Origin of the sequence: Pectobacterium sp. CFBP8739 (assembly GCF_013449375.1) — a bacterium.
Taxonomy (GTDB): Bacteria; Pseudomonadota; Gammaproteobacteria; order Enterobacterales; family Enterobacteriaceae; genus Pectobacterium.
Genome location: NZ_JACDRR010000004.1, coordinates 48,823 through 69,105, shown reverse-complemented (window position 1 = coordinate 69,105; position 20,283 = coordinate 48,823). Strand labels below are relative to the sequence as shown.

Genomic DNA, 20,283 nt, shown 5'->3' with positions numbered 1-20,283 from the left:
ATTGTATCGGGTAATTCTGGCGTGCATTATGATCTGCTTCAACGAGTTCGACGCCAGCCGATAATCCAAGCAACAATTCCTGCTGCCATCAGCCCTGCGGGAACCATATCGGCTTCAACACGGCTGATCAGTAACAACGTACCACTGATTAGCAACGTTGCGCCAATACCCAAAAGATATCGCGACTGCCCTTGACGCGCCTGCTGCGTTTTCAACTCATAGGCCAGTTGATCAACGCTGTGCTTTAACATCTTATGCTGACGCAGCCCGTCATAAAACAATTCAGGCACTTCCGGCAGTTTCTCAGCCCAGAACGGCGCTTTCTCTTTGAGCGCACGGAAAACTGCAGGCAAACCGACCTGCTGCTTCAGCCAGGTTTCCAGAAACGGCTTAGCGGTTTTCCACAGATCGAGCTGCGGATAAAGCTGTCGACCAACGCCTTCAATATACAGCAGCGTTTTTTGCAGCAACACCAGTTGGGGCTGTACTTCCATGTTGAAGCGACGCGCCGTATTAAACAAATTCAATAATACATGGCCGAACGAAATTTCTGCCAACGGCTTCTCGAAGATCGGCTCACAGACGGTACGAATAGCAAATTCAAAATCGGCAACATTGGTATCCGCAGGCACCCAGCCCGAATCCACATGCAGTTCGGCGACTTTACGATAATCGCGGTTGAAGAAGGCGATGAAATTCTCGGCCAGATAGCGCTTATCTTCTTTATTCAACGAGCCGACGATACCACAGTCAATGCCGATATATTGTGGATCTTCCGGGTGCTCGTAGCTGATAAAGATATTGCCGGGATGCATATCCGCATGGAAGAAACTGTCGCGGAATACCTGCGTGAAGAAAACCTGAACGCCGCGTTCTGCCAGCAGCTTCATATCCGTTCCATTGGTTTTCAGCGCGTCGACATCAGAAACAGGAATACCGTAGATACGCTCCATCACCAACATGCCTTCGCTGCAATAATCCGAATAAATTTCCGGCACATACAGCATCGGGCTGTCTTCAAAATTCCGTCGCAGTTGGATGGCATTAGCCGCTTCTCGCAGCAAATTCAGTTCATCAAGCAACGTTTTTTCGTATTCCAGCACCACTTCGCGCGGTCGCAGGCGGCGACCATCCGGCAACAGACGAGGCAGCCAGCCAGCCAGCCGTTTCATCAGACGCATATCCGCTTTGATGACCGGCAAGATATCCGGGCGAATCACCTTGATAACGATCTCTTTTCCCGTGCTTTTCAGACAGGCGGTATGCACCTGTGCAATAGAAGCTGAAGCCAGCGGGGTAATGTCAAAGTCATCAAACCACTCTTCAAGCGGAATCCCTCCCATCGACAGCTCAATTTGCTCGCGCGCCAGTTTGCCATCAAACGGTTCAACCTTATCCTGCAGCATCGCCAGTTGATCGGCGATGGCTGGTGGAAATAGATCGCGGCGCGTAGACATCATTTGCCCGAACTTAATCCACACGGGCCCCAGTTCCTGAAGCGCCAAACGCAGACGTTCCCCTAAAGGCATGTTGCGGTGACGATTGGGTAACCAGAACAGCAGACGACGGCCCGCACGTAGCGGAAACGTCAGGCGCATTTTAGGAATGAGTTCGTCCAGACCATAGCTCAACAGCACACGCACAATGCTGTAAAGGCGGCGTAATTCACTGGGTGTCATCGTAAAGTCTCCAGCTTCGCCAGCCGTTCGGACAACACATCGGCGGATTTATCCAGCGCAACAATTTCCTCATGGAACCAGGCATTTTCCAGTTTTCCCGGCGCCAGTCGCCACTCTTCCGTTAATGTTTCGGACAGGAAATGTTGCTGCTGATGCAATGACCGTCTCAGGAAGCTTAGCGTTTTCTGTGCCGTCTGGCTGAGGCCTTGGGCAACAATATCGCCCAGATAGGGAGACAGCCACTCCGCGGGATCGAACTCCGCCAGATCAACCAACACGATGAACTGTTGAACGACTTGAATATCGCCTTCAATCACCAGTTCGCCGCTGCGCATCAGGGACGATAGCTGTTGACGATCGCGTAATTTCATCAGAACCGGAACGCGCGTTTTCAGGCAGCAATCCGCAGGCTCGTCCCATTGGCTGACAACGTCCAGACGCTGTTCGTTAAACACCAGCACCAAGGGCACATCCAGTTCAGCCAGCTCGACCTGAAGTGTTTTCCCCTGCAAGCGCTGGCGGGCAGACTTCATATTTCGATCACACGAAAAACCACGATCACAAGAAACCGTATCGTGAAAAAGCAGCTGATTCAGCGCGGTTTCCAGCGTAGCAGTCAGAAAAGACGTTATCAGCATTGGCGTTTCCAATCAGAATTTAAACCCACGATGCAGTGCAACGATTCCACCGGTGAGGTTGAAATAGTTAACACTGTCAAAACCGGCATCGCTCATCATCCCTTTCAGCGTTTCCTGATCGGGATGCATGCGGATGGATTCCGCCAGATAGCGGTAGCTCCCGGCATCACTCGCCACGGCTTCGCCAATCCTCGGCAAGATATGAAATGAGTATGCATCGTAAACAGTGCTCAGCTGTTTAATGATCGGCTTGGAAAACTCCAGCACCAGCAAGCGACCACCCGGCTTCAGAACACGGTACATTGAACGCAGCGCTTTGTTTTTGTCCGTGACGTTGCGCAGACCAAAGGAGATAGTAATGCAGTCAAAGAAGTCATCAGGGAACGGCAGCGCTTCTGCATTGGCCTGCACGTAGTTGATGTTGTCGATAATGCCTTTGTTACGCAGTTTCTCACGGCCAACTTTCAGCATGGATGCATTGATGTCCGCCAGAATGACTTCACCGCCTTCGCCAACCATACGAGAGAACTTGGCAGTTAAATCCCCTGTTCCTCCGGCCAGATCCAGGACACGCTGGTTACGTCTTACACCACTACATTCAATGGTGAAACGCTTCCAGATACGGTGGATGCCAAAGGACATCAGGTCATTCATCAAGTCATACTTTGCTGCTACAGAATGAAAAACTTCAGCCACCATGACTTCTTTTTCATCCTTGGCGACAGTCCGAAAACCAAAGTCGGCCGTATTCTCCTGCTCACTTGCCATCTTATCCGCCTACTATTTCAGTCAAATTTCGGGTCTACCCATTTATGGTGAGAGTGTACCAGACCCAGATAAAAACCCCACTGCACTAATTTTTTTCGCATAGCATGGTGCCAAGCCCGCGGAATCTATACCGATTTAGTACGGGTGAGTACGAGTAGCGGAGAGGGTTTCCTCTGCGTCACCCTCCGCTTTTACAGGTGGTGAAACACTGTCAGGCGCGACAGAACCTGATAATTCATCACGTTCAGCGTGCTCATGGGCCGTCGCTTTTTCGGCCAATGACGGGCTGATGGTGCGTTTAATTTCTACCCCCAGCGCGCGGAACCCCTCAGCCTGGCCAATAAGGTTACCACGCCCAGAGGAAAGTTTATTCATTGCCTGGCGATAAGTGCCCTGCGCTTTATCCAGACTCTGCCCCATCGCTTCCATGTCATCGACGAACAGCCGCAGTTTATCGTATAGCCGTGATGCTTTCTCAGCGATGTGCTGTGCATTGCGGCTCTGTTGTTCATAGCGCCATAGGTTGTTGATGGTACGCAGCGCCACCAGCAGCGTGGTTGGGCTGACGAGCATAATATTGTGTTTTAGCGCCTCGTTGATCAATTCGGGCTGGCGATCGATAGCAACCAGAAAAGCGGGCTCGACCGGAATAAACATCAGCACGTAGTCTAGCGAACGCAGCCCCGGAAGCTGCTGGTAATCTTTGCTGCTCAGTTGCCGAATATGGCTACGCACCGAGAGCAAATGCTCGTTCAGCGCCGTGTTGCGCTCAACGTCATCGTCGCTATTAAAATAGCGCTCATAGGCCACCAGCGACATCTTGGCATCGATCACGACATCTTTGCCCTGCGGTAAACGCACGATGACATCCGGTTGCAGGCGGCTATTCGTCCCCGTTTGCACGCTGACCTGTGTCTGATACTCATAGCCTTCACGTAGACCGGAGGCTTCCAGCACGCGACTTAACACCACCTCGCCCCAGTTACCCTGCGTTTTATTATCGCCCTTCAGTGCTTTCGTCAGGTTGATGGCTTCGTGCGCCATCTGCGCGTTCAGCTGTTGCAGATTGCGGATTTCATGCGCTAGCGTGTGACGCTCGCGCGCTTCTGCCCCAAAGCTATCCTGAACTTGGCGGCGAAAACCATCAAGTTGCTCACGCAGCGGCATCAACAGCTTATCCAGACTCTGTTTATTTTGTTCATCCACTTTACGGCCACTGTGTTCAAAAATCCGGTTCGCCAGATTCTCAAACTGCGTCGTCAACCGCTGTTCGCTATTGGCCAACAGCCGCTGCTTTTCTTCCGCCGCCATACGGGTTTCTTCCAGCCGAATGGTGACTTCCCGCAGCTCCGCTTCCTGTGCGCTATTGATTTCACGCAGCGTTCGCAGTTCCTGATTGAGCTGCATGCACTCCTCGCGGAGTTCACTGAGCTGTTGCAGCTTTTCATGGCTGGCAGAGAGCTGAGCGTGGACCGTACGCAGCTCCAGCTCGTTTTGCCGTAGCCGCTGTTCGTGCAGTTGCTTTGCCTGCTGCTGTTCGCTGAGCAACTGCTGAGTCTGCTGCAATGTCTGCGCCAGCAGTTGCTGTTCGGTGTCATGCCGCGACAGCTTCTGCTGATGAATCAGGCTGACAATCAACCACCCGATCAGTAGCCCTACCGCGCCGCCGCCCAGACTATAAAATATGCTGATATCCACTTTGCCTCCGCAGGCCTTTCACGCTGTCGGTCAAGGTAAAATGATACTGTATGGATGTCCAGAAACAATTCAGGCGCGAGGGACGCTGAGCAGAAAAATGCGAGCCGCATTCCATATGAACAGGGATAGAGGATAATTTGCAGAAGAATCAGATGGGTAACACAGAAATTCCCCCAACGCGAAACACCACATTGGGGGAACAGAAGGTACAAGCGTAGACCTATTCCAGTGTCTTAGCTCAGACGCTGCTTCGCATCACTAATCGCTTTAGCGACCTGCTGCGGTGACACGCCACCTTGTGCAGCACGCTTATCCAGACAGGATTGCAACGCCAGAATCGGGTACACATCCTCACCAATCACGGCGCTGAATTTTTGCAGATCGGCCAGCGGCAACGCTTCCAATGCTTTGCCCTGACGAATGGCTTCCACCACCGCTTCACCCACGATATGGTGCGCTTCACGGAACGGAACGCCTTTCGCGACCAGATAGTCTGCCAGCTCCGTCGAGTTCGCGTAGCCTTGCTCAGCCGCTTCTTTACAGCGCGGACGTTTAACCTGAATGCCTTCCAGCACCAGACCCGCCATCATCAGGCAGTCGTGCCAGGTGTCCAGCGCGTCAAACAGCCCTTCTTTGTCTTCCTGCATGTCTTTGTTATACGCCAGCGGCAAGCCCTTAAGCGTCATCATCATGCCGGTCAACGCCCCCTGTACGCGGCCGCATTTACCGCGAATCAGCTCCAGCGCATCTGGGTTTTTCTTCTGTGGCATCAGGGAAGAACCGGATGTCACACGGTCGGACAACTCAACGAACGCCGCTTCGCCGCTGTTGAAGAAGATCAGATCTTCGGCAAAACGCGACAGGTGGATCATGCCGATCGAGGCATCGGACAGCAGTTCCAGTACATGATCGCGATCGGAAACCGTGTCCAGACTATTACGCGTGGCCGAGGCAAATCCTAACCAGCCCGCCAGTTGCTCACGGTCTATCGGATAAGCCGTTCCCGCCAACGCGCCACAGCCCAGCGGGCTGACATCCAGACGCTTCAGCGTATCTTCCAGACGGCTTTCATCACGCGCCATCATCTCGTAATAGGCCAGACACCAGTGTGCAAACGTCACCGGCTGTGCGCGCTGCAAGTGGGTGTAGCCCGGCATCACTGCATCCTGATTCGCTTCTGCCGTCGTCACCAGCGCCTGACGCAGCTGGCGTACCGACAGCAACAGTTCTGCAATTTGCGCCTTACACCAGAGTTTCAGGTCGGTTGCGACCTGATCGTTACGGCTACGACCGGTATGCAGTTTTTTGCCTAAATCACCGACTTTCTCGATCAGGCGCTGTTCAACCCAGCTGTGAATGTCTTCTGCATCGCTTTGCAGGATCATCTCAGGATCAGCCTGTACCTCAACCAGCAGCGCATTCAGCGCCTGTTCCAGCTGTTGCTGCTCCTGCTCACTGAGCACATTGACCGTCACCAGCGCTTTCGACCAGCCGATCGAGCCAACGATGTCCTGTTCCGCCAGACGGTAATCAAACCGCAGTGAGTCATTAAATTGTTTAAAACGCTGATCTGCTGCCTGACTAAACCGACCGCCCCACAAAGCCATAACGATTACTCCCAGAATTTAATTCATGTTGGTATCGCATCATGCCATACCCAGAAACGACTTACGCTAGAATACGTGTACCAATCGCCACGCCGTTGAACAGCGCAGGTAGCTGCTCGGCATGACGCCAGCTGGCGATATCAACCGGACGACCCAGCGCACGCGCGGCATCCAGCGCGGCGTTAACCTTAACAATCATGCCATCGGTGATGATGCCCTGAGCAATCAGCTGCTCGGCTTTCTCTGCCGTCATTTCGGCAATACGCTGGCCTTTACCGTCCAGAATGCCGCTCACGTCAGACAGCAGAATTAAATCCGCACCCAACGTTTGCGCCAGCGCCGTCGCCGCCTGATCGGCGTTGACGTTCATCAGGTCGCCCTGCGCCGTAATCCCGATAGAACTGACGACAGGCAGGTAGCCCGCAGACAGCAGTGTGTTCAGCAGCGCAGGCGACCCAGCTTCCGCTTTACCCACAAAGCCCAAAGACTCATCGAGCTGCGTGACCGTCGTGCTGCCGCCATCGCCCAGGCACAGGCCGACTGCGTTGATATCATGCTTCTTCGCCCATGACAGCAGCGTCTTGTTGGCGGATCCCGCCAGCGCACCGGTGATGATGTCGATCTGATCGGCAGGCGTAACGCGCAGGCCGTTTTTCTTCACGACAGGCAGCGACAGTTTCTTCATCAGGTCATCCACCAGACAGCCGCCACCGTGCACAATCACCAGCGGACGCTGATGTTCCTGACGGTAAGCCACCAGCGCAGTGAACAGACGCTCCAGCGCTTCTTCGCTATCCAGTAAAACGCCACCTAACTTGATAATTAACGGGTTCATTATGCTTCACGCCTCGAAATGTCGGTACCAGTAGTCATTAAATTAACGATTGGGTTTCAGGGAAACCAAAACGAATGTTCATGCATTGCACGGCCTGTGCCGCTGCGCCTTTCAACAAGTTATCTTCGGTCGCTACGACGATCAGGTGCTCACCGTCAACGGAGAAACCGATATCGCAGAACGGCAGGCCGACAACGGATTTCAGCGCCGGAACGCCCTTATCATACAGACGTACCAGTGGCTTATCATGATAGGCATTATGGTAGGCTTCGGCGACATCCTGCTGCGTAACGCCCGGTTGCAGACGGCAGGTGATGGTTTCCAGAATACCGCGAGCGAAGTTGCCCAAATGCGGCGTGAAAATCACTGGCGTACCGAGGTGCGTTGAAATTTCAGGCTCATGGCGGTGGTTGAAAATACCGTACGGTTGCAAGCTGACTTCGCAGAAGCTGTTGGTCATCGACGCTTTACGTCCTGCCCCGCTCACGCCGCTGACGGCATTAATCACTGGCCATTGGGCTGGGTTCAGCAGTTGCGCGTCCAGTAGCGGCTTCAGTGCCAACTGCGCGGCCGTTGGATAACAGCCCGGCACGGCAATCAACTGTGCCTGTTTTACGCTTTCCGCGCGCCATTCGGCCAGCCCATAAACGGCTTTTGCCAGCCAGTCAGAATGCTGGTGCTCAAAACCATAATAGCGACGATAAAATTCGGCGTCCTGTACGCGGAACGCGCCGGATAAATCAAAAACGGTGCAGCCAGCCGCCAGAAAAACCGGGGCCAGATCATGGCTGACTTTGTGGTCGGTCGCCAGAAACACGACATCTACGCCTTTCGCCGCTTCTTCCGCATCGGTCAACGGTTTTACCGGTACATCAATGATACCTTTGAGCTGCGGATGTAAATCAGAAATCAATTTTCCTGCATCGACACTTTGCGCAGAAACCATCAAAGCGGTTATGTTCATCTGTGGGTGGCGGTTCAGGTAGAGCGCAAGCTCCGCGCCGGTATAACCACTTGCACCAACAATCAGCGTATTCAGCATGGGATCCGTATACCTTCTTACTTATCTATGGAACAGGTAACAGGGCTCACCAGCGTCGGTACGCTGTTCACCCGCGAAACTCAGTGAAAGTGACGAATCGCCATCGCCGTACCTTTGGGTTTCCTTTCGCCGAGCATTATTGTATTTTTATTCAAAATAAATGCATGAATATTGATACTATCCTAACCAGAGGCTGTCAACAGTGAAGATGAATTTACCCCCTTTTATTGAGCTATATCGGGCATTGATCGCCACACCATCCATCAGTGCCACCGACAGCGCGCTCGATCAAAGTAATCATACGTTAATCAACCTGCTGGCAGGCTGGTTCGGCGATCTCGGCTTCCATGTGGAAGTCCAGCCGGTCCCCGGCACCCTCAATAAATTTAATATGCTGGCGCGGATTGGTGAAGGAAAAGGTGGCTTATTGTTGGCAGGCCACACCGACACCGTCCCGTTCGACGATGGTCGCTGGACGCGCGACCCGTTCACGCTGACCGAACATGACAACAAGCTGTACGGCTTGGGTACAGCGGATATGAAAGGCTTCTTTGCCTTTATTCTGGATGCGTTACGCGATATCGATCCGACCAAGCTGACGAAACCGCTCTATGTGCTGGCAACGGCAGATGAAGAGACGACAATGGCCGGTGCCAAGTATTTCTCTGAATCCACGCAGATTCGCCCAGACTGCGCCATCATCGGCGAACCGACGTCGCTGCAACCGGTTCGTGCTCATAAAGGCCATATGTCCAACGCGATCCGTATTCAAGGGCAATCTGGTCACTCCAGCGATCCGTCGCGCGGCGTGAATGCGATTGAGCTGATGCACGAAGCGATTTCTCATCTGTTTGTTCTGCGCAACACCCTACAGGAACGCTATCACAACCCGATTTTTCACATTCCCCACCCTACGATGAATCTCGGCCACATTCACGGTGGCGATGCTGCGAACCGTATCTGCGGCTGCTGTGAATTGCATATGGATATTCGTCCGCTGCCGGGCATTACGCTTAACGATCTAAACGGACTGCTGTCAGAAGCGCTTGAGCCTGTCAGTCAGCGCTGGCCAGGTAGGCTGACCATCAGCGAGCTGCATCCGCCCATTCCCGGTTATGAGTGCCCGTCCGACCACCGTCTGGTGTCGGTCGTAGAGAACCTGCTGGGAACGAAAACCGAAATCGTGAACTACTGCACCGAAGCCCCGTTTATTCAGACACTGTGCCCGACGCTGGTTCTGGGGCCGGGATCGATCGAGCAGGCGCACCAGCCGGATGAATATATTGATACCAAATTTATCAAACCGACGCGGGATCTGATCTCGCAGGTGATTCATCACTTCTGTCACCACTGATCCGATGTAAGCGGCCTTGTCAGCTACGCTGGCAGGGCTACTTTGAGACAGCTCATGAAAAAGAAAGATTTCATCGCGCAGGATTTACTGAGCAAAATCTATCAGCACACCGATCCGCTGCCGGAAAAGCTGCCGCCGGAACGCCAACTGGCGGAAGAATACGGCGTGTCGCGCTTCACTATCCGCCAGGCGTTGGAAAAGCTCGCCAGCATCGGCGCGATCCATATGGTGCAAGGCTCAGGTAACTTCATTAATCAGGGCGTACGCAACAACCCGTTGGTGTACAACTCGATTACCGAAAAGAAATTTAATCAGATTTCATCCCGTCTGCTTAGCCTGCATAAGCGCCTGCCTAACCGAGAGGAACAGCAGGTATTTGCTATCAGTGATAAAGAGTTTATCTGGGAATTCAGCCGATTACGTTATGTCGATAACCGTAAGGTGCAGATCGAGATATCGAAAATGCCTGCCGCAGATTTCCCAGAGATGAATCAGAAGATTATTGAAGGTTCTATTCAGCAGTATGTGCTCAGCAAGGGCTATGCGATTTCACACTACCTGACACATTATCAGGCAGTTAACGTCACCAAAGCTCAGGCTGAGCTGCTGGACTGCAAGAAAGGCACGGCCGCGATGCATATCCTTAATCGCGGCATTCTACAGGGCGGTCGCGTGTACGAATCGAGCGATATCATCGACATCAACTACACCTGTACCTACGTCATCCCCTTAAACCTCGATAATCTAACCTTCCGCCAGTCGCCGTAATACTTAAATTTTTTCCTGAGCCAGGATTTGTCCACCTTGTTCACCGGAACCTGGACCAATAGAGACCTTAAAATCAGCATAATCTTCCGCCTCAGGACGATGTTCGATCACGACGATTGCACCAAATAACGAAGCTTTTTGGTAGATAAAACTCAAAACTTTCGACGCGGTCTCAGGATCAAGGCCAGCTGCGGGCTCATCGATAAAGAGTAATTTATTACTTTTCCTTTTTCTCGATAACATCTCACACAGCTTTATTCTACGCATCTCGCCCCCAGAGAGTGATTGCGTTTTTCTATTCAGTTTTAAATGAGATAACCCTAAGGTGTCGAGCGTCACAAGTATGTGATCAATCTTTGGATCGTTAAAATAGTTAAGGAGATCCTTCAATTCAGTATTATAGACCTCTATGATATTCATACCATTGACATCTATGTTTACTTCATCCAAGTGCGCGTCAAAAAGCATTCCATTACATTCATGACAGGTAATATAGATGTCTTTTTCAAACCCTCTTTCATATTTTATAACACCTTTGCCTTCGCAAACCTTACATCTGCCTCCATGTCCACTTTTATCTATGCTAGGGAGAAAAAAAACATCCTTTACATCCTTTCCATACTTTTCTTTTATTTTTTGTACAAAATAGCTAGCAATAGATTTATTTAATTCAGTTATAGATGCCACTGAAGAACGACCGGTATAGGTGGGGAGTTTTTGACTAATATAAGTTGATTCAGTCACGTCACAAATCGCTTTCGCCAAAGAGGATTTCCCTGACCCTGAAACACCAGAGAAAATAGTAACGCCTCCTTTAGGAAATTTTACACGTTGATTAATAACATTATTTTTATTAAGTGTTTCAAAATGATGGAAGTCAGAAATCTTATTCCTGTCATGCCTATTTTTTAATGGTTGGATTTCTTCATATTCACATATTTCACCACCCGCAGAACCTGCGAACTTACCAATGTGAATATTTTTATCTGCATGGTCAATAAAATACTGACTATGTTCTACTAAGACTACTGTATTTTTCTCTGCTATTTTACGTATTTTTGATAAAATATCAGGGTAATCCAATGGATTAATCTGAGATGATATTTCATCAATAACAACAAGTACACCCGTTGTATTTGAGGTCAGTAACCGACTAAACATGAGTTTTTGCAATTCACCACCTGAAAGGCTAGGAATTGATCGTGATAAATTCAAATACCCTAATCCAACACTGTTAATTGAAGATAAAACCCTAAATAATGTTGACTCACTAAATTCATTTTCAAGTACAGTACATAATGCTGATATTGGTAATAATAAAAACTCTTCAAAACTCAATCCAATCACATCCTGTCGTGATAACGTTGGATTTATCCGACTACCATTACAGGAAGGACATGTAGTTTCCTTTCCATATTGAGAGGTTGATTGGTTTCGTCCTATGTTATTGTTAGCATATAGCATAACCCCCTTATAACAAGCTCTTCTCTGTTTTACTTTCCCTTTATGTTTAAATTTGAATGTTATTTTTTCGTCACTTTCCCCATATAGAATAATACATTTTTCTTCTTGAGAAAGTGATGAGAAATTACTCGCTATGTTAATGTTATTTTTCTGACAATAGGCTAAAAAAAGTTGATTGTAATAATCAGACAACTCTCCACTTCGCCAACATAAAAAAGGCTTTTCATCTAATCTACAATGTTCATTTATTAATTCCCCCTCATCAACTTGAACGACATCACCACGCCCAAGACAATGTGGACACGCATTTTCATACTTATTCAATTTTAACTGATGATAATCAGGTATCGATGAATTACTCTTAATTTTTAAAGATGACAATGCTTGTGGAATATTTAAATATGAATATATTGTTGAACGAGGATTGTTATTCGTATTTCGCTGCGGCAACGCAACCGCAGGCTTTAACCCGTCATAGTGAGTGATCTTATAATCACCCTCATTTAAATAACCATTCTCTATAGCATCAAACTCATCTTTGCATAATTGATAAATGGATGAGAATGCTAAAGAACTTTTCCCCGCGCCTGAACGACCATAAATAACCGTTATTTTATTTACTGGTATCTTAACACTTATATTTTTCAGGTTGTGTGTTTCTATACCTTCAAAAGTCATTTCCTCATTTATATTTTCCAGATTATGTTTTTCTATGCCTTCGAAAGCCACTTCCTCATTCTTACCTCCACAGCACACACATTGTGGATCGCGGGGAACATCCTGAACGTTAAAAGACAGCGTCCTGAGGTTAAACTCAACTCTTTTACTTGCCTGTTGTAAATATTCTTTCTTTCCACTAAGTAACTTTATAGCATCCAGACTCGCAAGACTGGCCGCCATACTCGATAACGGAGAATACGACCCCAGTTTACGCTTTGTTCGATGCAATTTCTTGACGTTAGCAAGATCCTTATTATTTATCTTATCTAAATAAATAGTAAAGCAATTAAAACATGATGTTTCGAATGGGATAATGGTCTGGCCAATCAGAGTTTGATGCAAGTTATATCCACCGCCGACGATATGTGGTATACGATGAAGCATGCAATAAGAGGAAATTATTTTGCTAGTATAATCAACGTTAGGTTCATCGGCACAATTAATGATTAGATCTATATCTGAAGGCAATACATTTCGTTGAAAGAAGCAATCATCAATCGCATCAGAAATCGTTTCAATGTTAATGCTCGGTGAAATGTTTTTTAAACTTTCACATAAGGCTTCACTTTTTTTTACTCCAATATCATTCTCAAAAAAATATTGACGATGTAAATTACTGAGATCAACATCGTCATGATCAACAAAAAGCAGTTTTCCTACGTCACAATGCGCGAGATAGGTTGCCACATTGCTCCCGACGGCGCCAACACCAACAATCATAACCTTTGAGGATTTAATTCGATTAATACAGGAAAGCACTTCACTGGTTGTATGACAGTAATCTTCAAATGTATTAATCAGTCTATATTTATTATCCGTAATCTCATCAGGATATACACAGTCCTGACGAATCAGGACGTTATTTATATTTAAAAAAGTAGCAATATTATCGAGCTGTTCAAAACTCAAACCAGGAAATTGTTCTACTATTGATTCTAATGATGTTTTTCCATCAAACATTTGTAAAAGAGAAATAAAGTTAGGGAATTTAATCTTTATTTTTACACTTTCTCTAACATTAGATTTGAAAAACTCTACCATGTCGTCTTGAACAACAATACCGACACTTTGGCGCAATCTAAAATTACCCATTACAGATTTTGCATCCATCTTGCTTTACCAATTCGAATTGAGTCATCAGACCGCTGTTTGGAAGATATTCATGGCGATGATTATTGTAAGAAAATGCAGAGTCATCTAAAAGAAAGTGCAACAACTGCATACAGCATAGATTAGCGGAAAAACCGCTCATCATTGCCAACCCCCCTGGACCACCAGGAATATAGTGATTATTCTGCACTGCCGTTAACGAAGCCGAAGGCTGGCTCTCTACCATACTGTAGACTGGCTTCCACCCTTTTAATGCCTTTGAAAAAGTGCTCTGGGCACAGTCAATACAGGGCGTTCTCGGTGGAAAAATTAACTCTCCCGAGCTCATCAGATGGGCATCAAATCCACCAGCAACATAAAATGGTATATTTTTTGATTGAGCATATCGTCCCAATTTCAATGAAGTATGCCCTATATAAGGTTCATCACACGTATTGATAATTAAATCAGCATCGTCAGGAATTAAGGTTGATAAATCACTGTTGGGTACAAGTTTCTCAAAGCTTGTATGAATTTTAATATTTTTATTAATCTTGGTTAAAAATTCAGAAAGCGCCTCTACCTTAGGCTTTCCAATATACTCACTACTATAATAACAATGCCTTACTGAATTCGATGAAGAGACGATTTTATAATCTATCAAAGTGACAGTACTAATGCCGGCGCGAACAAGGATTTCGATAATCTTAGCGCCCACGGCACCACAGCCAAATAGAACAATTTTTTTACTTTCTAAGATAGATTGTGTTTCTTCCCCTGGGCGATCCAGAACGAAATCATCCCAAAATGTAATTTGCCTGGAGAAACGCAAATCATCATTTATTTTATTTTCCACATCGAAAACCAAATGCTGATTTAAAAGAAACTCCATTAATTTAGATACTTCATCGAGCCGAATATTGCCCATAGAATGGACGATATCATCAATGGTTTTTTCTCCGTCAAGGCTGGCAATAAAAATCGCAACATTCTTATTCGTTTTAATTTCTAATCTATCACGCGTGGTCATAATATGGAACGTTAATAGAATAGTATCTTCTAGCTCATTCTCTGATATAAAAATATCAACTGTCTCTTTTATTTTATATTTCTTATTGTTCATCCTTTATTCCTAATAAAATCGCCCATTAAGGGCGATTCCAAGCTAAAGATTAATACTGAAGCACACCAGCATTCACCTCAAGGTACTTCTCCCAGGCATCAAGACCAGAGTTTGGGTCATCATTGCCTGCACGAGTGCAAACACGCGTACAGCAATCGCTGCGTTCACCGGAACAACCACCGGTATACTGTGCCGTCGCATTGGTGTTGCTAACAACCTCAAATGACAAATCTAAACATTCCATGATGAAACCTTCTATATATAAATCAGTTACATAATTCAGGTCTATTCTTTAACAGAAACGGACGTTCGATAAAAAGAAAAAACCTCAGCCCGAAGATGATGATAGAAGCATGAAGCGACGATCGGTAAAATGCTAGCATATTGGGGGCATTGATTAAATGCTTATAAGAAACGCCATTATGATATAATAGTAAAACTATTACCAGGATATTTGTTTGCTTGTTAATCATTTAATCAATCACAAAGAGCCCTTTTAATAAGAGCAATTTAAATTTTCCCCCTTCTTTTTTTATGTTATTTTTCTCTATGCCCTGCGTGCTTTACCCTAGCGCTTCAGTTTATTATTTTAAAGCTAATTATTATAGATAAAATACTTATGGAAAAAATAATTTTCGACCTTGATTTGACAGAATATGACAGTGACTTTGTTTCAGAAAATTCTATGGCAGAACAAAGTGGCTTATGGCAACAGGCAGCCAGTGCCAGATTAGTCGATATGCTAAGAACAATGGGGCTGACAGCTAAGGGATATAAAAAAAATATAAAAGATAGCGAAGATAAAAAAGAGAAATTAAGCTGTTACCATCATGCGGTTTTTATCAATGGCACTCGTGGAGCGGGGAAAACAATTTTCTTACGTAATATTGAAACCATATGGAAGGAACAAAATAAACATCACTCTGATTCACCTGAATTATATTTCATAGATACGATTGATCCAACATTGTTGCATATTGATGATAATTTCTCCGAGGTAGTTATTGCATCCATTTATGCCGCCGTGGAGCAGAAATTAAAAAATACAGACAACAAAGAATGCTATCAAGATAAGTTCTTAAAAGCATTAAAAAACCTAACCAATGCGTTAGGGAACAGAGCTGACTTTGAAGATATTCGCGGAATCGATCGGATTCAAAAATATCGTTCAGGTATACACCTTGAACGGTATTTTCATCATTTTTTAATAACCAGTGTAGATATCCTTAACTGTGATGCTTTGGTGCTACCCATCGATGATCTTGATATGAAGATCGATAAAGCATTTGGCACACTAGATAATATCCGCTGCTTACTTTCCTGCCCGTTAATATTACCCATCGTGAGCGGTGATGATGATCTTTACCAACATACCACGACGATGGAGTTTGAAGGGATTTTAGCAAAAAATAAAAATTCCAGTAACTTTGACCAAGGAAAGATAGCAGCAAAAAATCTATCGGATGCCTATTTGACAAAAATTTTCCCAATTCATAACAGACTACCACTTCAGCCTATCATTCAGCTATTACCTAATTTATCCATAAAATATGGTATTAATGATAGTAACAAACAGCAAGATTATAATATCTATCACGACAAATTTATTTCTTTATTTTATGCTTTTTGCCATGATGCTGAATATAGAGAAGACAAGGTGTCTAGTAAAACAGAGTGGCTGGAACCTGGGAACGCACGTGAGTTGGTGCAACGCGTCAGGCTTTTTCATCCTCGTGATTTAGAAGATCAGAATAACCCCAGAAGAGACTTATGGCAGAAATTTAAGGGGCTAGCGGAGATAAAGCGGCAAGGCCAGGCACTTGCGGATGTAATATCCTATCTTGATATTATTGACAGTAATAAAAAAACATTTTCTCTACACAATTTAATATCTTTTAACCCCTTTATACAAAGCACGATGTATAGCTGGGGTGAGAGTAATTATTCTCATATTCAAAACCGATGTCGCGCTAAAGTCAGTGGCAGTGAAAACGCCACTGATTCTGCAAGTAACATAGCCAAAAAAAACATAAGATCCATCAATACACTATGGGAGATGCCACCGATAGAATTTAAGAAATTCTACTTTGAAACAGAGAACAGTGAAATCATTCCACAAACTAGCCCTAATACCAAGAAATTAGCACTGATTTATAGTTACAGTGATGATAACAAACGTCATAACGTTCTTTTCGGAAGGGCATTTGAAATTCTATTTTGGTCTATACTATCCGTAACAGGGAATCTTAGCCACAGTAATTACCAAGAACTATTCAATGGCATACTAAAACGCTTGCACTTCTATTCTTATATGGTTTTCGACATTGACGGAATTGGGATGGAATTGGCATCTCATGAAAAAGGAGATAGTGACAATGAATTCATAGAAAAAATAATTGAATGGATTGAAGATAATAAATCAGCACTACATTTATTTAATAACAAAAATCTAATGCCTCTACTCAGCGAAGTATTTTACAATGTATTTTCACAACTTCACAGAATGAAGGCTGACCATAATTTTAATATTCTAAGAGAACGTTTCACTGATATCACCATTCGTTTCGAGTATATATTCATGAACGCTCTTCTATGCTGTTTAAAAACAGAAAAGATCATGATGCCGGATGTCGCAACAATGGCACCATCCATAGACATAAGGAACAGAAAGGATTTTTTGTCAAAAAATAAAAATCTAAAAAATAATATTGATGGGATTTTGACGTTAGAAGTGGAAAAAAAAGTGAAAGACATGTCTACAATATCACACTATAAAAATATAAAAGGCAATAAACTCTCACCAATTGGCCTTTTACTGGAAATCATATGGAAGCATCCACTTTTTGAACTGCCTTACAAAGCGCAGGGTGAAAATAATCCATATAATCGAATCAAACGCGATCGCATGTATGGACGCTAACAATGTATACCCAAGATCCACGTTGGCTCGTGCCCTGTGCTTATCTGGCATCGGACAGGCTATTTCATTTCCATTTGCAACAGCATATTCACCAAGCCATCAATCTGGATGTGACCTCTGAAGAAAAACGTCTGTTGACTCTGGCAGTAAAAGACTACCAATTTTCCTTTGGTAACCATCTGCGTAAAGAGGATATTGCCAGTAACTTGCAACAGTGGCGATTACCCTCCGCCCAACAGGATAGTTTCAGCCTATTGGCTCAGCTTGCTGATACCTTTCTCATTTGGCAAGGGGACTGTTTTGAAGTCCGTCAGGAACATCTGGATGCTTGGCTGAAGCTCTGCTCGGTGATTGACCCTACGTGGATCATTTCCTGTGCTTATGTTCGCTTAGTGCAACAGCAGGTACTGGACGAGTGGGAACTGGTTACGCTATTGACCAAACGTCAGTGCGCCTTTGCGTTTCCCGCAGACCAAAGCGATACGTATTATGCTGATAACCATGTACACTTTAACGGACATGGCTATACATCATTATCCATGCTCAGTTTTATGATGGGGGATGCGCGTTTGAAATCTACGCTCATCTGGCCACAGCGTGAAGAGTATCGCCTGTTTGAAAGTGAACGCCTGAATAAAAACCAATTACCCGCGTGGATTGCAGGATACAGCGCCGAACTGCTGAAGCAGATTTACGCCAGCACACCAGTAGAGATTGATTTCGGTCCACTTGGTCTGCCCGAACAGCAAAAGTGGCTGCTACGTGAGTACGCTGAATCTTATGGTGTCAATAATGCCCAACAACGGTTACTGCATCATGCAGCATCGCCAACCGACTACCTTGGTCACCAGCGATGGCTCCTGTTCTGCTGCGGCCTAATGCTACAAAGACACACTGTCAGTTATCAAAGCGGCCTAGATAACCTGATTCGGGCTTGTATGATTCTACGTAACTATATGGTGGTTTCTGCGGTTGGATTAGGTCAGTTTGTTGAATTTTTCACTACAGACATTCGCCGCGCCAATAAGTCCTATTCCAAAGAGCAGGCCGTGCGTTACGATTTACCCGCTACCGTATCGCGTGAATATCGCGTCTCACCGGACGAAGTAATAGGCAATACCGAACGGCGTCCCAATATTTATCACCATAAGCTGAGAGATTTTTTTGCACAACACCAGCGCTGGCATGTGCCTGAACAGGCGCATTTAGTCGTTCATTTTACCCGTAGCATCCCTAAAAACTCGTCTCCACACGATAAACGTTGGCAATATTTTCGCGCCAAATTATTACAGCAAGTCCGAGCGTTCGAAAGGTTCTCGGCCTCAGTCACACTTCAGGCCGTTCCCATACCCAATCAGACGGATATCAGCCAGCCAGCACAACTCATTGATGTACGCCGCCTGGTACGTGGCTATGATGTTGCAGGCAATGAAAATGAACTGCCGATTGAAGTATTTGCTCCCGTTTTGCGCGTATTACGTGCAGCCAAATACCCCGCAGGCATGTTGTCATCCATTCGCTTACCACGCCCTTTCATTACCGTACACGCCGGTGAGGATTACAGCCACCTGCTCAGCGGCCTGCGTGCGATAGATGAAGCGGTAGAGTTTTGTCAGTTACGTGAAGGCGACCGCATCGGACACGGGTTAGCGCTAGGGATAGACGTCATGCTTTGGGCACAACGCCAACGCCGTGCGTACCTTACAGCAGGGCAACATCTGGATAATTTAGTGTGGGCCTATCATCAGGCAGTACAGCTCTCTCAACACACTGCTGAACATATTCCGGTGATGCACCAGCTACGCGACAAGATTCATCACTGGTCACAGCAGATATTCAACGATATCTATACCCCTAATCAGCTTTACCGTGCCTGGTTGCTACGGCGCAACTGGATTGATTATCAGGATATGCAGGCTGACTTGGCTAATCGCACGGAGTGGGCCCCTGATATGGCGTTGTTACTGGAAGATAAGGGGGACGATAAAGATCGTAAAACAGCAAAAACGCTCTGGCAACGCTATCTGAATAGTGGGCTAGAAGAACATGAACAAAACTGGATCAACCGCATCATTTCAGTTAACTGCCAACCAGACAGCGGAGAGTGTTTTTCGCCACAAATACAAGAAGATGGGGATCTAATTTCGTCAGGAGAACTTCGGTTGTACGAAGCAATACAGGATTTTCTGATGGAAAAATACAGCCGGCTCGGCCTGGTTATTGAAGCATGCCCAACCTCGAATATTTATATTGGCCGTCTTGAAAAATATCACGAGCATCCTCTGTTTCGCTGGAACCCGCCGCAACCGGATTGGTTGAAACCTGGCGGAAAATATAATCGCTATGGTTTACGCTCTGGTCCGTTATCAATCTGTATTAATACTGATGACAGTGCACTTATGCCAACCACCATAGCGAATGAGCACCGTATTATGAGAGAAACCGTCATACGGTGCTTTGATATTGGTAGCTGGATGGCTGACATATGGATTTCGGCGATACGGGAAAAAGGCGTTTCGCTTTTTAAAGCCAATCATATAAAACAAAACATGAAGTCGGGCTATCCACAAGAATAACT

General features: G+C 46.2%; 14 protein-coding genes. 4 read left to right on the top strand and 10 right to left on the bottom strand.

Annotation, left to right across the window (positions count from 1 at the left end; translation table 11 throughout):
- Positions 1-38 precede the first annotated feature (38 nt).
- The 7 genes from ubiB to argC form a co-directional block, all read right to left on the bottom strand.
- On the bottom strand, positions 39-1,679 hold the full coding sequence (gene ubiB, locus H0247_RS00755) for a ubiquinone biosynthesis regulatory protein kinase UbiB (RefSeq protein WP_180740798.1): 1,641 nt from the start codon (positions 1,677-1,679) through the stop codon (positions 39-41).
- The gene (locus H0247_RS00750; protein WP_180740797.1) at positions 1,676-2,317 is read right to left on the bottom strand and encodes an SCP2 domain-containing protein; all 642 of its coding nucleotides are present in this window, start codon (positions 2,315-2,317) and stop codon (positions 1,676-1,678) included. Before H0247_RS00750 ends, ubiB begins: the two co-directional genes overlap by 4 nt.
- Positions 2,318-2,329: 12 nt before the next feature.
- Positions 2,330-3,085 carry a bifunctional demethylmenaquinone methyltransferase/2-methoxy-6-polyprenyl-1,4-benzoquinol methylase UbiE gene (gene ubiE / locus H0247_RS00745; RefSeq protein WP_180740796.1) on the bottom strand — a complete coding sequence of 252 codons (756 nt, stop codon included), beginning with the start codon at positions 3,083-3,085 and terminating at the stop codon, positions 2,330-2,332.
- A gap of 135 nt (positions 3,086-3,220) precedes the next feature.
- Complete coding sequence (gene rmuC / locus H0247_RS00740; protein ID WP_180740795.1) at positions 3,221-4,783, bottom strand: DNA recombination protein RmuC; 1,563 nt, start codon at positions 4,781-4,783, stop codon at positions 3,221-3,223.
- A gap of 233 nt (positions 4,784-5,016) precedes the next feature.
- The gene (gene argH, locus H0247_RS00735) at positions 5,017-6,390 is read right to left on the bottom strand and encodes an argininosuccinate lyase (protein WP_180740794.1); all 1,374 of its coding nucleotides are present in this window, start codon (positions 6,388-6,390) and stop codon (positions 5,017-5,019) included.
- Positions 6,391-6,451: 61 nt separating this feature from the next.
- Positions 6,452-7,225, bottom strand: coding sequence for an acetylglutamate kinase (argB, locus tag H0247_RS00730; protein ID WP_005973420.1), 774 nt, complete (start codon positions 7,223-7,225; stop codon positions 6,452-6,454).
- 37 nt (positions 7,226-7,262) lie between these two features.
- A complete protein-coding gene (gene argC / locus H0247_RS00725; RefSeq protein ID WP_180740793.1) occupies positions 7,263-8,267 on the bottom strand; it encodes an N-acetyl-gamma-glutamyl-phosphate reductase in 1,005 nt (334 codons plus the stop codon).
- 202 nt (positions 8,268-8,469) lie between these two features.
- On the opposite strand from argC, the gene argE reads away from it, so the two are divergent.
- On the top strand, positions 8,470-9,621 hold the full coding sequence (gene argE / locus H0247_RS00720; protein ID WP_180740792.1) for an acetylornithine deacetylase: 1,152 nt from the start codon (positions 8,470-8,472) through the stop codon (positions 9,619-9,621).
- A gap of 54 nt (positions 9,622-9,675) precedes the next feature.
- Entirely contained in the window at positions 9,676-10,389 is a 714-nt protein-coding gene (locus H0247_RS00715; RefSeq protein WP_180740791.1) for a GntR family transcriptional regulator, read from the top strand.
- 3 nt (positions 10,390-10,392) lie between these two features.
- On the opposite strand, the gene H0247_RS19730 is transcribed toward H0247_RS00715, so the two are convergent.
- The 3 genes from H0247_RS19730 to H0247_RS00695 are packed head-to-tail and all read right to left on the bottom strand — an operon-like array spanning position 10,393 to position 15,029.
- Positions 10,393-13,683 carry a ThiF family adenylyltransferase gene (locus H0247_RS19730; protein WP_255433853.1) on the bottom strand — a complete coding sequence of 1,097 codons (3,291 nt, stop codon included), beginning with the start codon at positions 13,681-13,683 and terminating at the stop codon, positions 10,393-10,395.
- On the bottom strand, positions 13,658-14,785 hold the full coding sequence (locus H0247_RS00700) for a ThiF family adenylyltransferase (protein WP_180740790.1): 1,128 nt from the start codon (positions 14,783-14,785) through the stop codon (positions 13,658-13,660). Before H0247_RS00700 ends, H0247_RS19730 begins: the two co-directional genes overlap by 26 nt.
- 49 nt (positions 14,786-14,834) lie before the next feature.
- Positions 14,835-15,029, bottom strand: a complete 195-nt coding sequence (locus tag H0247_RS00695) for a hypothetical protein (protein WP_180740789.1) — start codon at positions 15,027-15,029, stop codon at positions 14,835-14,837.
- A 375-nt stretch (positions 15,030-15,404) separates the two neighbouring features.
- Between H0247_RS00695 and rdrA the strand changes: the two genes are divergently transcribed.
- Both rdrA and rdrB read left to right on the top strand, forming a co-directional pair.
- Positions 15,405-17,705 carry an antiviral RADAR system adenosine triphosphatase RdrA gene (gene rdrA / locus H0247_RS00690; RefSeq protein ID WP_180740788.1) on the top strand — a complete coding sequence of 767 codons (2,301 nt, stop codon included), beginning with the start codon at positions 15,405-15,407 and terminating at the stop codon, positions 17,703-17,705.
- Positions 17,706-17,707: 2 nt separating this feature from the next.
- Positions 17,708-20,281, top strand: coding sequence for an antiviral RADAR system adenosine deaminase RdrB (gene rdrB / locus H0247_RS00685; RefSeq protein ID WP_180740787.1), 2,574 nt, complete (start codon positions 17,708-17,710; stop codon positions 20,279-20,281).
- Positions 20,282-20,283: the final 2 nt, after the last annotated feature.